Here is a 16197-nt window from a genome sequence, read left to right as displayed (position 1 = left end):
ATGGAATGGGTGATCGGCAGTTTTTTCTTCCTCTACGGCATCACGTTTGGCTCGTTTTTCAACGTGGTCGGCTTACGTATACCATTAAAAGAATCCATTGTCTCGCCGCCTTCACACTGCACCACTTGCGACCGCCGGCTGACGCTTGTGGATCTGGTGCCCGTATTCTCCTTCGTCTTCCTGAAAGGCAAGTGCCGGGGCTGCGGGGAGAAGATCAGCGCGATCTATCCGCTGATGGAACTGATTACAGGCGTACTGTTCGCTGCTGCGTATTTACACTTTGGTTTCCAGCTCGAACTCGCAATCGCACTGCTTTTCATTTCCATGCTCGTCATTTTGACAGTATCCGACTTGAAATACATGCTGATTCCGAATAAAATCTTGCTGCCGTTTGGCGTTGCGATCTTTATATTACGGATATTCAGTCCGCTGACGCCCTGGTGGGACAGTCTGCTCGGTGCTGCGGTCGGTTTCGGCGTCCTGCTGCTCATCGCGATCGTGTCGAATGGCGGCATGGGGGGCGGGGATATCAAGTTATTTCTTGTTATCGGTTTAGTGCTTGGCACCATACAAACATTGTTCACTCTATTTTTAGCTTCATTAATAGGCGCGATTGTCGGCATAATCTTTTTGAAACGAACGAAGCAGGGCCGTAAAACACCTGTCCCATTCGGTCCGTCAATCGCAGTCGCTGCCCTCATCGCGTATTTTTACGGAGCGCAGCTTGTCGGATGGTATACTGATTTGTTGAATTAAAACAGAAAATATTTTAGGACAAGACGACAAGAGTCTTGTCCTTTTTCATGTTCGCTTTGGTAAAGTGGAGAAAAAAGTGGAGTGAAAGCAAATGAATTTTCGCAGATCCTATTCAAAATTCACAGTGATACGAGCAATGGTTCAAGGAGTGGGCATAGGACTTGCCGCTATACTCGTCATCGGGCTGACGATTTTCAGTACAGGAGGAAAAGGGGCAGCACCTGATAAAACGGTCACAACTTCCGGACCGGGCACAGAAAACAGTGAAGATAAAAAGGCAGCTGACGGCGATACGCTTACGATGTTCGTCAAACAGCATGGCGTTTTTTCAAGTAAAGAGTCTGCAGCGGATTTTGCAACGGAAAATCCTTCGTTGGCCAACACGTCTATCGTGCAGGTGAGCGATCAGTTCTATATATGGGGAGCTGTCTGGCTGGAGGAGAGTCAAGTCGTGTTAAATGAAGGGGAGGATGCATTTAAGAAGAAAATTCAGTTGGCACCGGGTACCTGCAAGACTGCAGACAGTAAACAAGTAGAAAAAGCCCTTCTCGCTGACGATCTGTCGAAAATTGATTTATCGAAAGATCAAAAAGAGAAAAAAGAATCGGACTTACAAAAGAAAATTACTGCAATCTCCGCATTTACCAAGGACTCATCCATAGCCAGACTCCATTTGCTGGCACATTATACAAGTCAGGATCCATGCTTCAAAATTCAATTTTGATTCGATTTTGTAAGGAAAATTCATTTTTCATTCTTTTTCAAAACGCCTCCAATCGCGTACACTGGTAAAAAAGGAGGTTTTCCCAATGAAATTCATCAGTACCAAACCAATCGTTCTCGCATCTTCATCACCGAGACGCAAAGAACTGCTGAAACTCGCAGGCTTAGATTTTACAGTGAAACCCAGTTACGCAGATGAGGATCTGCCCTATACGCCGAAAGAGCCTCATCTCTACGCGGTGCGTTTATCCGAAAAGAAGGCAGATGCAGTGTTTGCAGATGCGCCGGGCTCTATCGTCATTGCAGCAGACACTATCGTAGTGAGAAACGGCAGTTTGTATCCGAAGCCTGTAAACGATGCGCAGGCAGTTGAATTTCTTATGGAGCTGTCAGGACAGATCCATGAAGTGATTACAGGCGTGACTGTGTTAACAAAAGGTAAAAAGATTCAGCTTTCCAGCTTGTCACAAGTGAAGTTTCGGACACTTGATCTCGAACTTGTTGAAGAGTATGTCCGGTCCGGTGATGCGGCTGATAAAGCCGGAGCATACGGTATCCAGACGGAGGGTATGCTGTTTGTCGAATCAATCGTAGGAGAATATCAGAATATAGTCGGGCTGCCGATCGCTCAATTAATTGAACGTCTGCGTCAGGAAGAGTTAGTCGTGCTGGAAGCAGGTGCCGCAAAGCATGCCACTTGATTTAGCGCCGCAAATGATGATCCGCGATGTTCATTTGGCGGACAGGCCAAGGGAAAGATTGATTCGGGAGGGGGCCGGGAGTCTCTCGAATCAAGAGCTGCTGGCCATTTTACTGAGGACAGGGACGCGTTCCGAGTCCGTACTTGTGCTCGCTAACCGGGTATTATCGACAGTTGACCGTCTGCAGGATTTAATCGGAATGACGGTGGGAGAAATGACGGAAATTAAAGGAATAGGCGAAGCGAAAGCCGTACATATTTTGGCTGCAGCAGAGCTCGGCAAGCGGCTGTACCGGACGTCGCCGCAGGATCGTTATAAGATCCGCTCGCCTGAAGATGCAGCAAACTACTTAATGACCGATATGTCTTCGCTGAACCAGGAACATTTCGTCGTTTTATTCCTCAATGTAAAAAACGAAGTGCTTCATAAACAGACCATTTTCATCGGTAGTCTGAATTCCAGTATCGTTCATCCGAGGGAAGTGTTTCGTGAAGCGTTCAAACGTTCTGCTGCTTCGATGATAATTTCCCATAATCATCCAAGTGGTGATACTACGCCATCTAGAGAGGATATTGAAGTAACGAAGCGTTTGATGGAAGCCGGTTCGATTATGGGGATCGACGTGCTGGATCATATAATTATCGGCGATCAGAAATTCATCAGTTTGAAGGATAAGGGCTATATTTGAGCGTGTCGTTAGACTGTAAGATGCATCTGAGAGACTGGGAAATCGGTCTCTTTTTTCGTGTTTTTGAGATTCTCGCGAGGCTCTGCTGTAAATTTAGTTACCTTTCCGTTATAATGTGGTGTATGCTTTTAAGAAGGCCGTTGACGGTTATGCAGAAAGGAAGAAATAATTTGTTTGGAATTGGAACGAAAGACGTAGGAATCGACCTGGGAACAGCCAATACACTAGTATTTATCAAAGGTAAAGGTATTGTGCTTCGGGAACCTTCCGTTGTAGCAAAAAATACTGTGACAAATGAAATCGTAGCAGTCGGAAGCGCTGCTAAAAATATGATTGGACGTACTCCGGGATCCATCGTGGCAACCCGCCCGATGAAAGACGGAGTGATTGCAGACTTTGAAACAACGACTGCAATGATCGAGCATTATATGAAAGAAGCAACAAAAGCGGCAGGCGGTTCATGGAAGAAGCCGAATGTCATGATTTGTGTGCCTTACGGAATTACTTCTGTTGAGCAGCGTGCAGTTATCGATGCGGCTCGCCAGGCCGGAGCGAAAGATGCGTTTACGATTGAGGAGCCTTTCGCGGCGGCAATCGGAGCAAATTTGCCGGTTTGGGAACCAACGGGAAGTATGGTCGTCGATATAGGTGGCGGTACAACTGAAGTCGCAGTTATTTCTCTCGGCGGTATTGTGACAAGTGAATCAATTCGTGTCGGTGGGGACACGATGGATTTGGCGATCATCAGCTATATCCGTAAAACTTATAACCTGACAATCGGTGAGCGTACAGCGGAAGCAATCAAAATTGAAATTGGTTCTGCCAAAGATGCTGTGAAAGCAGAAAAGATGGATATTCGCGGACGTGATCTGTTGACCGGACTTCCGAAAACGCTTGAAATTTCTTCAGAAGAAATTGTGGAAGCACTTCGTGAATCTATTTTGCAGATTGTTGAAGGAGTTAAGAAAACGCTTGAAACAACACCGCCCGAACTTTCTTCTGACGTAATGGAGCGCGGAATTGTCTTGACTGGCGGCGGCGCGATGCTTCGTAATTTGGACAAGGTCATTTCCGATGAGACGAATATGCCTGTGTTTATTGCAGAAGAGCCATTAGACTGTGTTGCTTTGGGTACCGGAAAAGCATTAGATAACTTAGAAATTATCAAAAAAATGCAAGTAAAATAATTGGAGGAGATGTAGGCAATGCCACGTTTTTTTTCCAATAAACGATTAATCATTTTATTAGTAGGAGTAATCGTCCTTGTGGCATTAATTGCATTCTCACTTCGTGACCGGAACCATTCCAATTTTCCGGAACAAGTAGTGAAGGATGTTGTCGGTTTCGGACAGTCGATGTTCACGAAACCGGCTCATTTTGTTACGGGGATCATTGAGAATATTGATACGATGCTTAATACATACGAAGAAAACAAACGATTAAAAGAGCGACTGGATGCGTATGCGGCTACCCAAGCCGAACTGGTCGACGTGAAAGCGGATAATGTGAAATTGCGTGATATTGTAAAGAAACTGGATGATCTGCGTTCCTATGAACCGATTCAGTCCACTGTCATATCACGAAATCCGGATCAATGGGAAGATAAGCTGATTGTGGATAAAGGAACGACTGACGGTGTGGAAGTCAATATGGCTGTCATTACGGCTCAAGGCCTGATCGGAAAAGTCGTTATGTCTACATCGTTTACTTCCACAGTGGAATTACTATCCACCGAGAATATTAACTTCCGTGTAGCGGCGATGATTGCTGGCGAGGAAGAGGTTTTCGGCCTGATCGAAGGATTTGACCGGCAGACACGTCAATTAATTATGAAACGCATCGATTCCAGTTTTGATGTCAAAAAAGGAATGAAGGTAACTTCTTCGGGGCTCGGAGGAATTTTCCCGAAAGGTATTTTGATAGGGGAAATTACCGAAGTTTCAACGGATGATTATGGGCTGACTAAACTCGCTTATATTCGTCCTGCAGCAAACTTCTCGATGCTCGATCACGTCATGATCGCGAAACGCTCATCGACGGTCGTGGACGGTACAGACGGAGGAAACTCTGTAGATACAGAGGGGGAGGATGAATCATGAATCGGTTCATCATCCCTCTCATTGCAGTTATATTGTTTTTCTTGGAGCCGATTTTCAGCCTGTTTTCACCGATTGAGCGAAATGGTGAGCTGTTTGTTTTCGTTCCAAGATTTTTGATTGTGTACTTAATTTTTATTGCGGCCTATTACAGCCGTCAGCGCGCAATTTTATACGCTTTCATCCTTGGCCTCTTGTATGATATGTATCACATTGATATTATTGGACTATACACATTTATGTACCCGCTTATTTGCTATGTATCTACTTTGGTCATCCGGCAGATTCAGCGGCATACATTTACGGTCATGGTATTATCATTGGTGATGATTGTATTACTCGAAATGCTTTCTTATCTATTCGCCAGTATTATCGCGCTAACATCTATTGATTTCAATGAATTCCTGGCAAGCCGGCTGCTGCCGACAGTCATCGCGAATTCGTTGTTCATCATCATGTTCGGCTGGACGTTTAAACAAATTACTTTAAAACGATTTAATCAAAAACAAGCGGGTTTTTAAGCATTGTGAGGTGATGTGGGTGACGAAATCACAAGTAGTAACGATCAAAGGAACGAAAGATGGCCTGGTGCTTCGATTGGACGACCACTGTGCTTTTTCCGATTTATTAGAAGAGCTTGAGGAAAAGGTGCAGGGGAGCGGACTTGAAGGCGTTGCAGAAGTACAGCTGCATACCGGCCATCGCTATTGTGATGAACAAGATATGAAAAGCATTCTCTCGGTCATTCATCATTCTCCTCATTTACGGGTTTCAAAGGTTCAGAGTGATGTCATATCGTTAGAAGAGTGTCAGCAAAGGCTGGTTGAAAAACAATCGGAAACGTATATCGGTATCGTACGTTCCGGACAAATCGTAAAAGCAGCCGGCGATTTAGTCATTATCGGAGATGTAAATCCGAATGCCCAGGTAATTGCAGGCGGAAGCATCTATATTCTAGGTAGGCTGAAAGGTATAGCGCATGCAGGAGCAGAAGGTAATTTTGATGCTGTCATCGCGGCATCCTGGCTGGAAGCGACACATTTAAAGATCGCGGATAAAATTGAAACAATGACTGATGAGTTAACGATTCTATCGGAACAGCCGGAAATGGAATGCGCGTATATCCATGACAACGGACAGATTGCGATAGATCGCCTCCAGGAACTGCGACATTTACGTCCGGGCCTTGCAACATTTAAAGGAGGTATATAATTTGGGAGAAGCAATTGTTATTACTTCTGGTAAGGGCGGCGTCGGCAAAACCACGACGTCAGCCAATCTTGGAACTGCCTTGGCACTGCAAGGGAAAAAAGTTTGCTTGATCGATACAGACATTGGTTTGCGGAACTTAGACGTCATTTTAGGTCTCGAGAACCGGATTATTTACGATCTGGTTGATGTCGTGGAAGGACGCTGTAAAATTCAACAGGCTCTGGTCAAGGACAAGCGATTTGATGACCGGCTGTTTTTGCTTCCAGCTGCGCAGACTACAGACAAAAATGCCGTCAATCCGGAGCAGATGAAAAAACTGATCGGCGAATTGAAAATGGATTATGATTACATTCTGATTGACTGCCCTGCAGGAATCGAGCAGGGTTATAAAAATGCTATTGCGGGTGCAGACCGTGCGATTGTGGTTACGACGCCGGAAATTTCTGCCGTGCGCGATGCGGACCGGATTATCGGACTGCTCGAATCAGAAGAAGGTGTAGAACCGCCGAAGCTGATCATCAACCGGATTAAAAAACGTCTGATGGAAAGCGGAGACGCACTTGATGTCAATGAAATTACCACGCATCTATCAATTGATTTGCTGGGGATCGTCCTGGATGATGAGAACGTGATCTCTTCCTCCAATAAAGGAGAGCCCGTCGTGATGGACCCTTCTAATCCTGCCGCGGTTGGCTATCGCAATATTGCGCGCCGTATTTTAGGGGAATCTGTGCCGTTAATGTCTATGGACACAGGAAAGCCGGGATTCTTTGGCAAGTTGAAAACATTATTCAGTAAATCCTAATAGCTGGTTATGCTCAGTGCCTTCACGGTGCTGAGTTTTTTCTTTTTAAGTGGAAGCTGGCGTCCAGCTGCCCGCTGGAACTGGATGACATACCCGTAAAATTCCCCGCATGTACCCTTCACTACTTTCATACACTGCAGGTAAGGGAGGGGAAGTGATGAAATGGAAAACGAAATGGATTCTCGCTTGTATATTGAGTGTGTCCGTGGTCGCTGTGGCAAAACTTGAAGAACGCCAGCTTATAAATATTCCGGTTACACAGTATGTTACGACAGGAAAAGATTTTGTCGTGATGAAAAAGTGGGTGTCTTCGTTAATTGGAGAGGAGGAATCGATTACCGTATCTTCCGGCACAGAATTTGATCCGTTTGCTTCGTATGATTCGTTTCAGCCCTATCAAGACGGTGCAATCATTTCCTATTCGCAGCCGATGTCCATCACTTCTCAAGGTAGCGGGCTTGTTGTGTTCACGGGCTATACACGGCAGTCAGGCAAAACTGTGACCGTTCAATACGATAATGGTGATGAAGTGACCTATGGCTTTGTCGGTTCGTTTTCCACATTGCCTTACACAACAGTCAGGCGGGGAGATGAAATCGCGGTGATGGATGAAGATGCAGTATATGTCCGGGTGAAACGCAACGGCATACCGCTTGAACCGACCGTACTTGCAACGTACATGACAGGCGGCCTCGAATGAAATTTCGCATTCATCCCATTTTATTACCTATTTTTCTGTTTTTTATGATTGTGGGCGGCGTCTCGCTGTATGCCATGATTTTATTTTCTTTAGTGTTTCATGAGTTAGGGCATGTTTTGGCGGCTAAACAGTCAGGAATGAAAATTCGCAGCTGTACGATCCTGCCGTACGGAGGGGAATTGCAGATCGTCAATCGGCAGCTGGCAACGAAACGGCAGCGGCTGCTCATTGCGCTGGGAGGACCGTTTGCCACAGCGATCCTGTTGCTGATCGGTCTGGTTTCAACATTTCCAGGCAGCGCGCAGTTCACTCATATTCAATTCCTTCTGCTAGCTGTCAATCTATTGCCGGTCCTGCCATTAGATGGCGGACAAGCGGTTTCTGTCCTGCTTGAGAACAAACAGAATAAATATGCCTCCCGCTCCGTTTTCCTGCTGTATTCGATCATCGCATCGATCTCAATCAGCTTATTTCTGAGTACATACCTGCCTGACAGCCTTCCCTATGTAATGATCTCTGTCTTTCTCGCAATCCAGAATATCATTTCATACCGTTTCCGAAAATATGAGCAGGCATTTGAAAAGCTATCCGCATCCAGATCTTTTTCTATGGAATGAAGCTTTTTGTTCCGTCGCTCGACATTTTCGGTGGTTTGAACAAAATTTGTTTTTGCAGTTTGAACCCGCTTCGGTGCTGAGGGATTGCCTTCCGCGATGAGCCTACTGGCGAAGAACATGCCAGTTGTCTCATAGCAACGGCTAACCCCGCAGTTGCGCCTTCGCTGGTGTGGAGAAAATATTTCATGCTGCTTTTTAACAAAGTACGAGTTGAGCTGGTATGTTTTAGTTTATCGACCTTGCAAACGCATTGATCACAAGAATCTTAGCTCTTATAGAATGAACACCATACATACTATAATAGTCTCAAATAATATGCTTATACTACACATCACGTAAAATGTATTAAAACACTAGCCAGTGTACCGGAGTGGAAGACGGCGACTCCGGGAGGATCAGCCCGATAGGATGAGACAATTAAAGGGAGCGAAGCGAAATTAGCGTGCAGAAGAAACTCTGTATTGCCTTAATTTCCGCAAAGAGCGCAGAAATACGGCAAAGCGAACCCTTCGCTGTTCGCTTGGCTCACCGAGGGCCCTCCGGAAAGCGTCCGTCTGAAACGCAGGGAAACGGTCTCTCTCCACTTACTCGATTTTAATTTAATTCAGCCTATCTACCAATCAAAAAACAAAACGCTTGACCTATAGTTTTCTATGTGATAATATTTTACTGTTATTGTTTGTAGCACCCGTGCTACAACCGCACTGATCAGGTACAAGAATTCCTAGTGAATCACCTGTGAAGGCGAGTCTGAGTAAATAGAGGAGGTGCAAGTATGTACGCAATTATTGAAACAGGTGGAAAACAAATCAAAGTTGAAGCTGGCCAGGAGATTTTCATTGAGAAAGTTGCTGGAGAAGCTGATGAGGTTGTTACATTTGACAAAGTTCTTTTAGTAGGTGGAGATGACGTTAAAGTCGGTGCTCCATTCGTAGAAGGCGCTACTGTAACAGGTAAAGTTGTCAAACAAGGCCGTGGAAAGAAAATTACCGTTTTCAAATACAAGCCGAAAAAGAACTACCACAAAAAACAGGGTCACCGTCAGCCATACACGAAAATTGTTATTGACGGAATCAATCTGTAATTCGATATGATTCATATCCGAATTGCGAAAGAGCCTTCCGGGCGCATCTCATCTTTTGAGATGGACGGTCATGCAGACTTTGCAGAACACGGGAAAGACTTAGTATGTGCAGGCGCTTCAGCCGTATCCTTTGGAGCGGTCAATGCAATCGCCGAACTTACTGAAACAGTACCTGAAATCGAGCAGGGAGCGGATGGCGGATACTTACGCGTGGCGTTTCCGGTGACGGATCGTGATGCTGAAGTTCAGCTGATCGTAAAAGCCATGATTGTTTCTTTACAGACGATTGAAGTGGACTATGCAGAATATATACAATTATCCTTTACAAAGTAGGAGGTGGCAGCTATGTTACGTTTGGATCTTCAGTTTTTCGCATCGAAAAAAGGAGTAGGTTCTACAAAGAACGGTCGTGACTCCCATTCAAAACGTCTTGGCGCTAAGCGTGCAGACGGACAATTCGTTTCCGGCGGTTCAATCCTTTATCGCCAGCGCGGAACAAAAATTCACCCGGGTGAAAACGTGGGACGCGGTGGAGATGATACTCTATTCGCAAAAGTTGACGGTGTCGTTCGTTTCGAACGCCTTGGCCGCGACAAAAAGAAAGTCAGTGTCTACCCGGAAGTTCAAGAAGCTTAATCGGATAGCATGACAAACAAGAAGGGACTGCACTCGTTGCAGTCCTTTTTGTATTCATTCGAAACGAACTGACGATTAGTTTAGTGATTTTCGAATGAAAATGCTATACTAAGAAGTATGAATTCAGCTGGCGGTGAAAATAATGGGGAAGAATGAACTGAAAATATCAGAAATTATGAAATTCAGTCGGCATGATCATATGAATGACATGCAATTATTACTCATGTATTTAGATATGGGAAAATATCAGGAAGCAAAAGAATGCATACTGGAAAAGACTTCAGAGATGCAGCAGTTTGCCATGCTTCAACGATTAGGACTGCCTAAAACGGAAGAATGGCTGATGATGCTGGACTGGAAATATCCTGTTTTTAACAGCCGGCTGTGTTGCGACATTGCATCTGAAGTTACTTTACCTAGAATTGATGCCATGTTGGTCGGGTACTTAGAAAGCCTTGTGAAAACAGTTATGTCGAGTATCGATCAATATGCTGAATGTACGGTCATGATTAATGTCGTGATTACAGCGCTCACATGGAGTATTCAATTATCATTTTCAGATATACAAGGTGTTTCATTTCACGCTGCAGAGGATTCTGATCTGCTGACGATTGAAATCTTGAATGAATCAGAACAATGTACGGTTATCTTGAGCGGAAAATTAGGAGGATTATAAATAATGTTTGTGGATCACGTAAAAGTATTTGTTAAAGGCGGCGACGGCGGCGATGGTATGGTCGCATTTCGTCGGGAGAAGTATATTGCTTATGGAGGTCCGTCAGGCGGTGACGGCGGTAAAGGTGCTGACGTGATTTTTGTTGTGGATGAAGGTTTGCGCACGCTCATGGATTTCCGCTACCAACGTCATTTCAAAGCACCTCGTGGAGAGCATGGAGGAAGTAAAAACATGCACGGACGCGGCGGTACGAATATGGTTATAAAGGTTCCACCCGGTACAGTCGTTAAGAACGCGGAGACAGACATCGTCATCGCTGACCTGGTAGAAGACGGGCAGCAGGCCGTCATCGCCCGCGGAGGGCGCGGAGGGCGCGGTAACAGCCGCTTTGCTACACCGCAGAATACGGCACCTGAGCTTTCTGAAAAAGGAGAGCCGGGCGTTAGTTTGGATATTGTTCTCGAATTAAAAGTACTTGCAGACGTTGGATTGGTAGGATTCCCGAGTGTCGGAAAATCTACATTGCTGTCAGTAGTTTCCGCCGCGAAACCAAAAATTGCGGATTATCATTTTACTACGCTTGTTCCGAATCTTGGAATGGTTGAAACGGATGATCACCGTACTTTTGTTATGGCGGATCTGCCTGGTTTGATTGAAGGGGCACATGAAGGAATCGGCCTCGGCCATCAATTTTTACGCCATATCGAGCGTACACGTGTTATTGTCCATGTCATCGATATGTCGGGCTTGGAAGGACGCGAACCGTTTGATGATTATCAGACGATCAATGCGGAACTTGAGCAATATAATATGCGCTTGACAGAACGTCCGCAGATTATCGTTGCAAATAAAATGGACATGCCGGATGCTGAAGAGAACTTGGCTGCATTTAAAGAAGCGCTTGGCGATGAGGAGATTCAGGTATTCCCTATCTCGGCATTGACGAGAACAGGACTGGATCCATTGCTTTATGCGATTCTGGACCTGCTTGAAACGACGCCGGAATTCCCTATGCTCGAAGAAGTAGAGGAAGAAGCGAACTCTGTATTGTACAAGCATGAATCGACCGGCCCGGATTTTGTTATTTCCCGTGACGATGACGGTGCCTATGTATTATCAGGCTATACACTTGAGCGCCTGTTTAAGATGACAGATTTCAACTTCGACCAGTCAGTCCGTAAATTCGCACGTCAGATGCGGGGAATGGGTATTGACGACGCATTGCGTGAACGCGGTGCAGAAGACGGCGACATCGTTCGGATCTTGGATTATGAATTTGAGTTCTTAGAGTAAGTTTGAAAAAGACAAATGCTCATTCTGGGGGGAGCAAAATGGAGCAAATCGGGGAAGGCCAGTTCTATCTGGTCCGGGAAGATGTGTTGACAGAATCCATGCAGAAAATGCTGGAGGCAAAAAGAATGCTGGCAAGAGGCGAAGTGACGACGATCCAGGAAGCGACAAAACGGGTCGGTCTGTCACGCAGCGCCTTTTATAAGTATCGCGATGCCGTGTTCCCGTTCGAGTCGATTGCTCGGGATCGCATTCTGACAATTTTTATTCAGCTGGAAGATTTGAAAGGTTCATTGGCGGTATTGCTGGAAATCATTTCGAAGGCGAAATGCAATGTCTTGACGATTCATCAGACAATTCCGGTTCAAGGACGTGCCAATATTACGTTGTCACTTGATGTAACAGAGATGGAAATCAAGGTGGAAGCTTTTCTGCAGCGTTTGAAAGCTCCTAGATTTATTGATTCTGTAGATTTAATCAGTTCGGGCGTCTTTTGAATACTTGAACTTGTTAGGGAGGAAAGTTTCATGACAGAGAAAAAATATGCACCGTCTGTTGCGTATTTGGGGCCAGAAGCTTCATTTACCCATATTGCAGCTGCGGATTTATTCGGCTATGAAGGCCTGACACCTCGTCCGACAATTCCAGATTGTATTGAGGCTGTCACCGCAGGGCATGTAGCGTATGCAGTCGTTCCATTGGAAAACGCACTCGAAGGTTCAGTTCCGCTGACGATCGATTATTTATTTCATGGCGGTGAATTATTTATTACCGCAGAAATTTCTACTCCGATTGAGCAGCATTTAATGGTTAATCAGGCACAAACGGAATCTATGGACCAACTGGACTCGATTCAGTCTCATCCGCACGCACTCGCTCAGTGCCATAAGTTTTTACAGTACCGTTACCGCCGGGTGCCTTTGATTCAGACGACTTCGACAGCAGCAGCGGCAAAATATATTTCCGAGAACCCAGAGTTGCGGGTTGCGGCAATCGGCAATCGCCTTGCGGCAGAAACGTATGGCTTACATATAGCAGAAGAAAATATTCATGACTATCATTTCAACCACACGCGATTCGTCGTGCTGTCGCTGCGAAAAGAAATCCTGGATCATAAAAAACATTCTGCTTCACAAAAGACTACTTTAATGGTCAAGCTGCCGGAAGACGATAAAGCCGGTATGCTGCATCAAATTTTATCGGTATTTTCCTGGCGCCGGCTGAATTTAAGTAAAATTGAGTCCCGGCCGCTGAAGACAGGACTTGGACATTATTTCTTTATTATCGATGTGAATGAATCAGAAAATCACCCGATGATGAAAGGTGCTATGGAAGAACTCGCGGCACTTGGCTGCACAGCCCGTTCGTTCGGTTCTTATTATGTGTACGAGACAGATCCATCCATCAGCTGAGCTGACAGGATGGATTTTTTCATTGTACTAAAATTTTCCCCAATGAATATATATGACAAGAGAGGAAGCCTAAATAGTAATCACCAAATTAGGCATCCGTTCATACGATGGATTGATGGAAGGGGGAATTTTTAGTGGAAGTTCATATTGTCGTCAAGGGTGATACATTATGGAAGATCGCAAGGCAGTACGGTATTCCATTTGAAGAATTAAAAAGGGTGAATGCGCATCTGGCAAATCCGGATTACATCGTTCCCGGAATGAAGATTTTTTTGCCGATGGATAAGAAAAAGCCTCAGCATAAAGGGGAACCGTCTAAACCGCAGGATAAAACACCGCAGAAACCGGTGAAACCTCAGCAGCCCGAAATGAAGCCGCCATCTAAACCGGCTCCAAAACCGCAACCACAGCCTAAACCGCAGCCGCCTGTTCAGCAAGTGCCGTCGCTGCCGCAAGCGCCGCCAATGCCCGCGCCTCAGCAGCCGTCAATGCCTTCGCATCCGGCACCTCAAATGCCGATGCAGCCGAATGTGCCGATGTGGCAGGCAGTATTTCCTGTATGTGGATGGATGCCGATTTTCGATGCAGACTGTCACCCGCATTTGCCGCAGCAGCCGATACAGCCGCCAGTACAAGCGCCAATCAAGCCGATGCCGCCTAAAGAGCCGACAAAATGGCCTGATGAATCACCTCATCATCATAAGCCGGCACCCATGCCGGACGGTTGGCAGTTAATTGAATCCAGTACGTTTCATCCGCCAAGTAAGCCGGCTCCGAAACCGCCGGCACCGATGCCGCCCGTCATGAAGCCGACGCCTGAACAGCCTAAACCCGAGCCGCAGCCAATGCCACAACCAATGCCACAGCCGATGCCACAACCAATGCCGCAGCCGATTCCAATGCCGCAACAACCTTCAATCCCGCCAAAAGCCTGTATGCCTGCAAATTGGTGCCCATCAAATCAGGATGTTTGTTCACCAGGATGGCCACAGCATCAACATATGCAGCATATGCAGCATATGCCGATGCAGCCGGAATTCATGCAGCCGGTTCAATGGTATCCATGCTATCCGACTGGCCCGATGATGCCGCTTCCTATGCCATTTCCGCAGCAGCAGCCGGGACAGCAGATGCCGCCAAATTATCCGGTGCCGATCCAGGAAGATTGGTACAGAAATACGTAATGGGATATGACAGGTGAACAGCGTTATACGAAAATAAAAAAGAATGTCTGGAAAATGGAATCCGGCGGAGCGGTCTATTCAGTAAAGAAGTATGCATCATTTGCACAAGTCGTAAAGGTTCGGCAAATACATCAATTACTTAGCGGACAAAACTTTCCACATTTCGTTCCTATTTTTGAAGAAAAGGATCCGCTGCTGATCATGCAGCCCTGGCTTGAGGGTGCGAAAGCCGTCAATTTCAAAAGACGGATTGATCGGATCGATTCTTTTCAGGCACTGCAGGCACTGCATGAAACACGCATCTCTGTTAATTGGGAATCTCTTTCTTGTCTTCCTTCTTATCATATGATTGAAAAGTGGGAAGTCCGCCTTGCCCGTTTTATAGAACTTCGGGAGATTTGCGAACAATTTTTACCTTCATCCGTTATTGAGGAATTGGTCTTATTTGGACGGAATGCATTGGATATGATTAAAAAACAGCCGGCATCTGCGGCTAAGTTGACATTACTGCATGGCGATGTCGTGCATCATAACATTTTGAGGGACGCAAGCGGGCGGATCCGATTTATCGATTTTGATTTGGCGTGCCTTGGCTCTGAGGAAGATGAATTGGTCTTATGGATGCACCGGGTCCTTCCTCAGATCTCCTATAATCCTTCATTTTTAATGGGAGAGCATCCCGCTTTGCAAAAACTGTCTAATCAAGCGCTCGCAAAACTGCTTTATCCCAATGAAGTGCTTCGCGAGTGGCTTCATCTGCTGTCCCTGCCGGCAGCGCAGCAGCAGCGAATGGTCAGCAAGCTCCTCCTCTTTACAGAAACCGCACTCTCGCACTGGCCTGGATTATGGTATGATGTAGAGCGAATGATGAAGTAGGAGGTTTTTGTCATGGCAGGCCATTCCAAATGGAAGAATATCCAAAACAGAAAAGGTGCACAAGACGCAAAACGCGGAAAGATCTTTCAGAAGATGTCACGTGAAATCTATGTAGCTGCAAAGTCTGGCGGAAACGATCCAGATACCAATCCGGCATTGCGTCTGGCCATCGATAAATCAAAGAGCGAGAACGTCCCGAATGATGTCATCCAGCGGGCAATCGACAAAGCAACAGGTACAGGGGCAGATGAAAACTATGAGGAAGTCATTTATGAAGGCTATGGACCGGGGGGAACGGCGGTACTCGTTTATTGTCTGACGGAAAATCGCAACCGCACCGGACCGAATATTCGTACAGCATTCAATAAAAATGGCGGAAGTCTGGGAGAAACAGGATCTGTCAATTACTTGTTCGAACGTAAAGGACGTTTATTTATCGAGCGAACGGAAGAAACAGATGAAGACTCTGTCATGCTCGCTGCTCTGGAAGCAGGAGCGGAAGATATCCTGTCATCAGAGGAAGGATTTGAAATTCTGACAGAAGCGGCGGATTTTTTGTCCGTTAAAGATTCGCTTGAAGCAGAAGATTTCAAATTTCTTTCTGCAGAAGTGGATATGGTTCCGTCTGTTTATGCAGAGTTATCTAATGAGCAGGAAGAGCAATTCGAATTAATGCTAGAGGCGCTTGAAGATGATGACGATGTGCAGAACGTCTATACGAATGTAGACAATTAAAAAATC

General features: G+C 45.8%; 21 protein-coding genes and 1 other annotated feature. All 21 genes read left to right on the top strand.

What is annotated here, in order from left to right; all coding sequences use genetic code 11:
- The 21 genes from GDZ68_RS05825 (at position 1) to GDZ68_RS05725 (ending at position 16191) form a co-directional block, all read left to right on the top strand.
- Positions 1-756 (top strand): prepilin peptidase, encoded by a 756-nt coding sequence (locus GDZ68_RS05825; protein WP_153721335.1) that lies wholly within the window; start codon positions 1-3, stop codon positions 754-756.
- Between the two features lie 91 nt (positions 757-847).
- Positions 848-1480, top strand: a complete 633-nt coding sequence (locus GDZ68_RS05820) for a hypothetical protein (protein ID WP_153721334.1) — start codon at positions 848-850, stop codon at positions 1478-1480.
- 85 nt (positions 1481-1565) lie between these two features.
- Complete coding sequence (locus GDZ68_RS05815) at positions 1566-2180, top strand: Maf family protein (protein WP_153721333.1); 615 nt, start codon at positions 1566-1568, stop codon at positions 2178-2180.
- On the top strand, positions 2170-2868 hold the full coding sequence (radC, locus tag GDZ68_RS05810) for a RadC family protein (protein WP_153721332.1): 699 nt from the start codon (positions 2170-2172) through the stop codon (positions 2866-2868). The genes GDZ68_RS05815 and radC overlap by 11 nt, the downstream gene beginning before the upstream one ends.
- A 170-nt stretch (positions 2869-3038) precedes the next feature.
- Positions 3039-4055: a rod shape-determining protein gene (locus GDZ68_RS05805; protein WP_153721500.1), complete on the top strand. Its 1017-nt coding sequence runs from the start codon at positions 3039-3041 to the stop codon at positions 4053-4055.
- Positions 4056-4073: 18 nt separating this feature from the next.
- The gene (mreC, locus tag GDZ68_RS05800; protein ID WP_153721331.1) at positions 4074-4967 is read left to right on the top strand and encodes a rod shape-determining protein MreC; all 894 of its coding nucleotides are present in this window, start codon (positions 4074-4076) and stop codon (positions 4965-4967) included.
- Positions 4964-5485 carry a rod shape-determining protein MreD gene (gene mreD, locus GDZ68_RS05795; RefSeq protein ID WP_153721330.1) on the top strand — a complete coding sequence of 174 codons (522 nt, stop codon included), beginning with the start codon at positions 4964-4966 and terminating at the stop codon, positions 5483-5485. The genes mreC and mreD overlap by 4 nt, the downstream gene beginning before the upstream one ends.
- A gap of 13 nt (positions 5486-5498) precedes the next feature.
- Positions 5499-6176 (top strand): septum site-determining protein MinC, encoded by a 678-nt coding sequence (gene minC / locus GDZ68_RS05790; RefSeq protein ID WP_194841073.1) that lies wholly within the window; start codon positions 5499-5501, stop codon positions 6174-6176.
- A gap of 1 nt (position 6177) precedes the next feature.
- Positions 6178-6981 carry a septum site-determining protein MinD gene (gene minD / locus GDZ68_RS05785; RefSeq protein WP_153721328.1) on the top strand — a complete coding sequence of 268 codons (804 nt, stop codon included), beginning with the start codon at positions 6178-6180 and terminating at the stop codon, positions 6979-6981.
- Between the two features lie 157 nt (positions 6982-7138).
- Positions 7139-7681 carry a peptidoglycan DD-metalloendopeptidase family protein gene (locus GDZ68_RS05780; protein WP_194841072.1) on the top strand — a complete coding sequence of 181 codons (543 nt, stop codon included), beginning with the start codon at positions 7139-7141 and terminating at the stop codon, positions 7679-7681.
- Positions 7678-8298 carry a metalloprotease gene (locus GDZ68_RS05775; protein ID WP_153721326.1) on the top strand — a complete coding sequence of 207 codons (621 nt, stop codon included), beginning with the start codon at positions 7678-7680 and terminating at the stop codon, positions 8296-8298. Before GDZ68_RS05780 ends, GDZ68_RS05775 begins: the two co-directional genes overlap by 4 nt.
- Positions 8299-8985: 687 nt before the next feature.
- Positions 8986-9060 (top strand) — a sequence feature (ribosomal protein L21 leader region).
- Positions 9061-9073: 13 nt separating this feature from the next.
- Complete coding sequence (gene rplU, locus GDZ68_RS05770; RefSeq protein WP_153721325.1) at positions 9074-9382, top strand: 50S ribosomal protein L21; 309 nt, start codon at positions 9074-9076, stop codon at positions 9380-9382.
- A gap of 6 nt (positions 9383-9388) precedes the next feature.
- Positions 9389-9715 carry a ribosomal-processing cysteine protease Prp gene (locus GDZ68_RS05765; protein ID WP_153721324.1) on the top strand — a complete coding sequence of 109 codons (327 nt, stop codon included), beginning with the start codon at positions 9389-9391 and terminating at the stop codon, positions 9713-9715.
- 12 nt (positions 9716-9727) lie between these two features.
- The gene (gene rpmA / locus GDZ68_RS05760) at positions 9728-10018 is read left to right on the top strand and encodes a 50S ribosomal protein L27 (protein WP_153721323.1); all 291 of its coding nucleotides are present in this window, start codon (positions 9728-9730) and stop codon (positions 10016-10018) included.
- Between the two features lie 142 nt (positions 10019-10160).
- Positions 10161-10694, top strand: coding sequence for a Spo0B domain-containing protein (locus GDZ68_RS05755; RefSeq protein ID WP_153721322.1), 534 nt, complete (start codon positions 10161-10163; stop codon positions 10692-10694).
- Positions 10695-10697: 3 nt separating this feature from the next.
- Positions 10698-11987 carry a GTPase ObgE gene (obgE, locus tag GDZ68_RS05750; protein WP_153721321.1) on the top strand — a complete coding sequence of 430 codons (1290 nt, stop codon included), beginning with the start codon at positions 10698-10700 and terminating at the stop codon, positions 11985-11987.
- A 38-nt stretch (positions 11988-12025) separates the two neighbouring features.
- A complete protein-coding gene (locus GDZ68_RS05745) occupies positions 12026-12481 on the top strand; it encodes an ACT domain-containing protein (protein WP_153721320.1) in 456 nt (151 codons plus the stop codon).
- 30 nt (positions 12482-12511) lie between these two features.
- A complete protein-coding gene (pheA, locus tag GDZ68_RS05740; RefSeq protein ID WP_153721319.1) occupies positions 12512-13396 on the top strand; it encodes a prephenate dehydratase in 885 nt (294 codons plus the stop codon).
- 134 nt (positions 13397-13530) lie between these two features.
- A complete protein-coding gene (locus GDZ68_RS05735) occupies positions 13531-14580 on the top strand; it encodes a LysM peptidoglycan-binding domain-containing protein (protein WP_153721318.1) in 1050 nt (349 codons plus the stop codon).
- 6 nt (positions 14581-14586) lie between these two features.
- The gene (locus tag GDZ68_RS05730; protein ID WP_153721317.1) at positions 14587-15456 is read left to right on the top strand and encodes a phosphotransferase; all 870 of its coding nucleotides are present in this window, start codon (positions 14587-14589) and stop codon (positions 15454-15456) included.
- A gap of 12 nt (positions 15457-15468) precedes the next feature.
- Complete coding sequence (locus GDZ68_RS05725) at positions 15469-16191, top strand: YebC/PmpR family DNA-binding transcriptional regulator (RefSeq protein WP_153721316.1); 723 nt, start codon at positions 15469-15471, stop codon at positions 16189-16191.
- The last annotated feature ends 6 nt before the right edge of the window (positions 16192-16197 follow it).

This window comes from Sporosarcina cascadiensis (assembly GCF_009650995.1).
In the GTDB taxonomy this organism is placed as follows: Bacteria; Bacillota; Bacilli; order Bacillales_A; family Planococcaceae; genus Sporosarcina; species Sporosarcina cascadiensis.
Note: the sequence above shows the minus strand (reverse complement) of the source record. Positions and strands in the feature narration are given on the sequence as shown.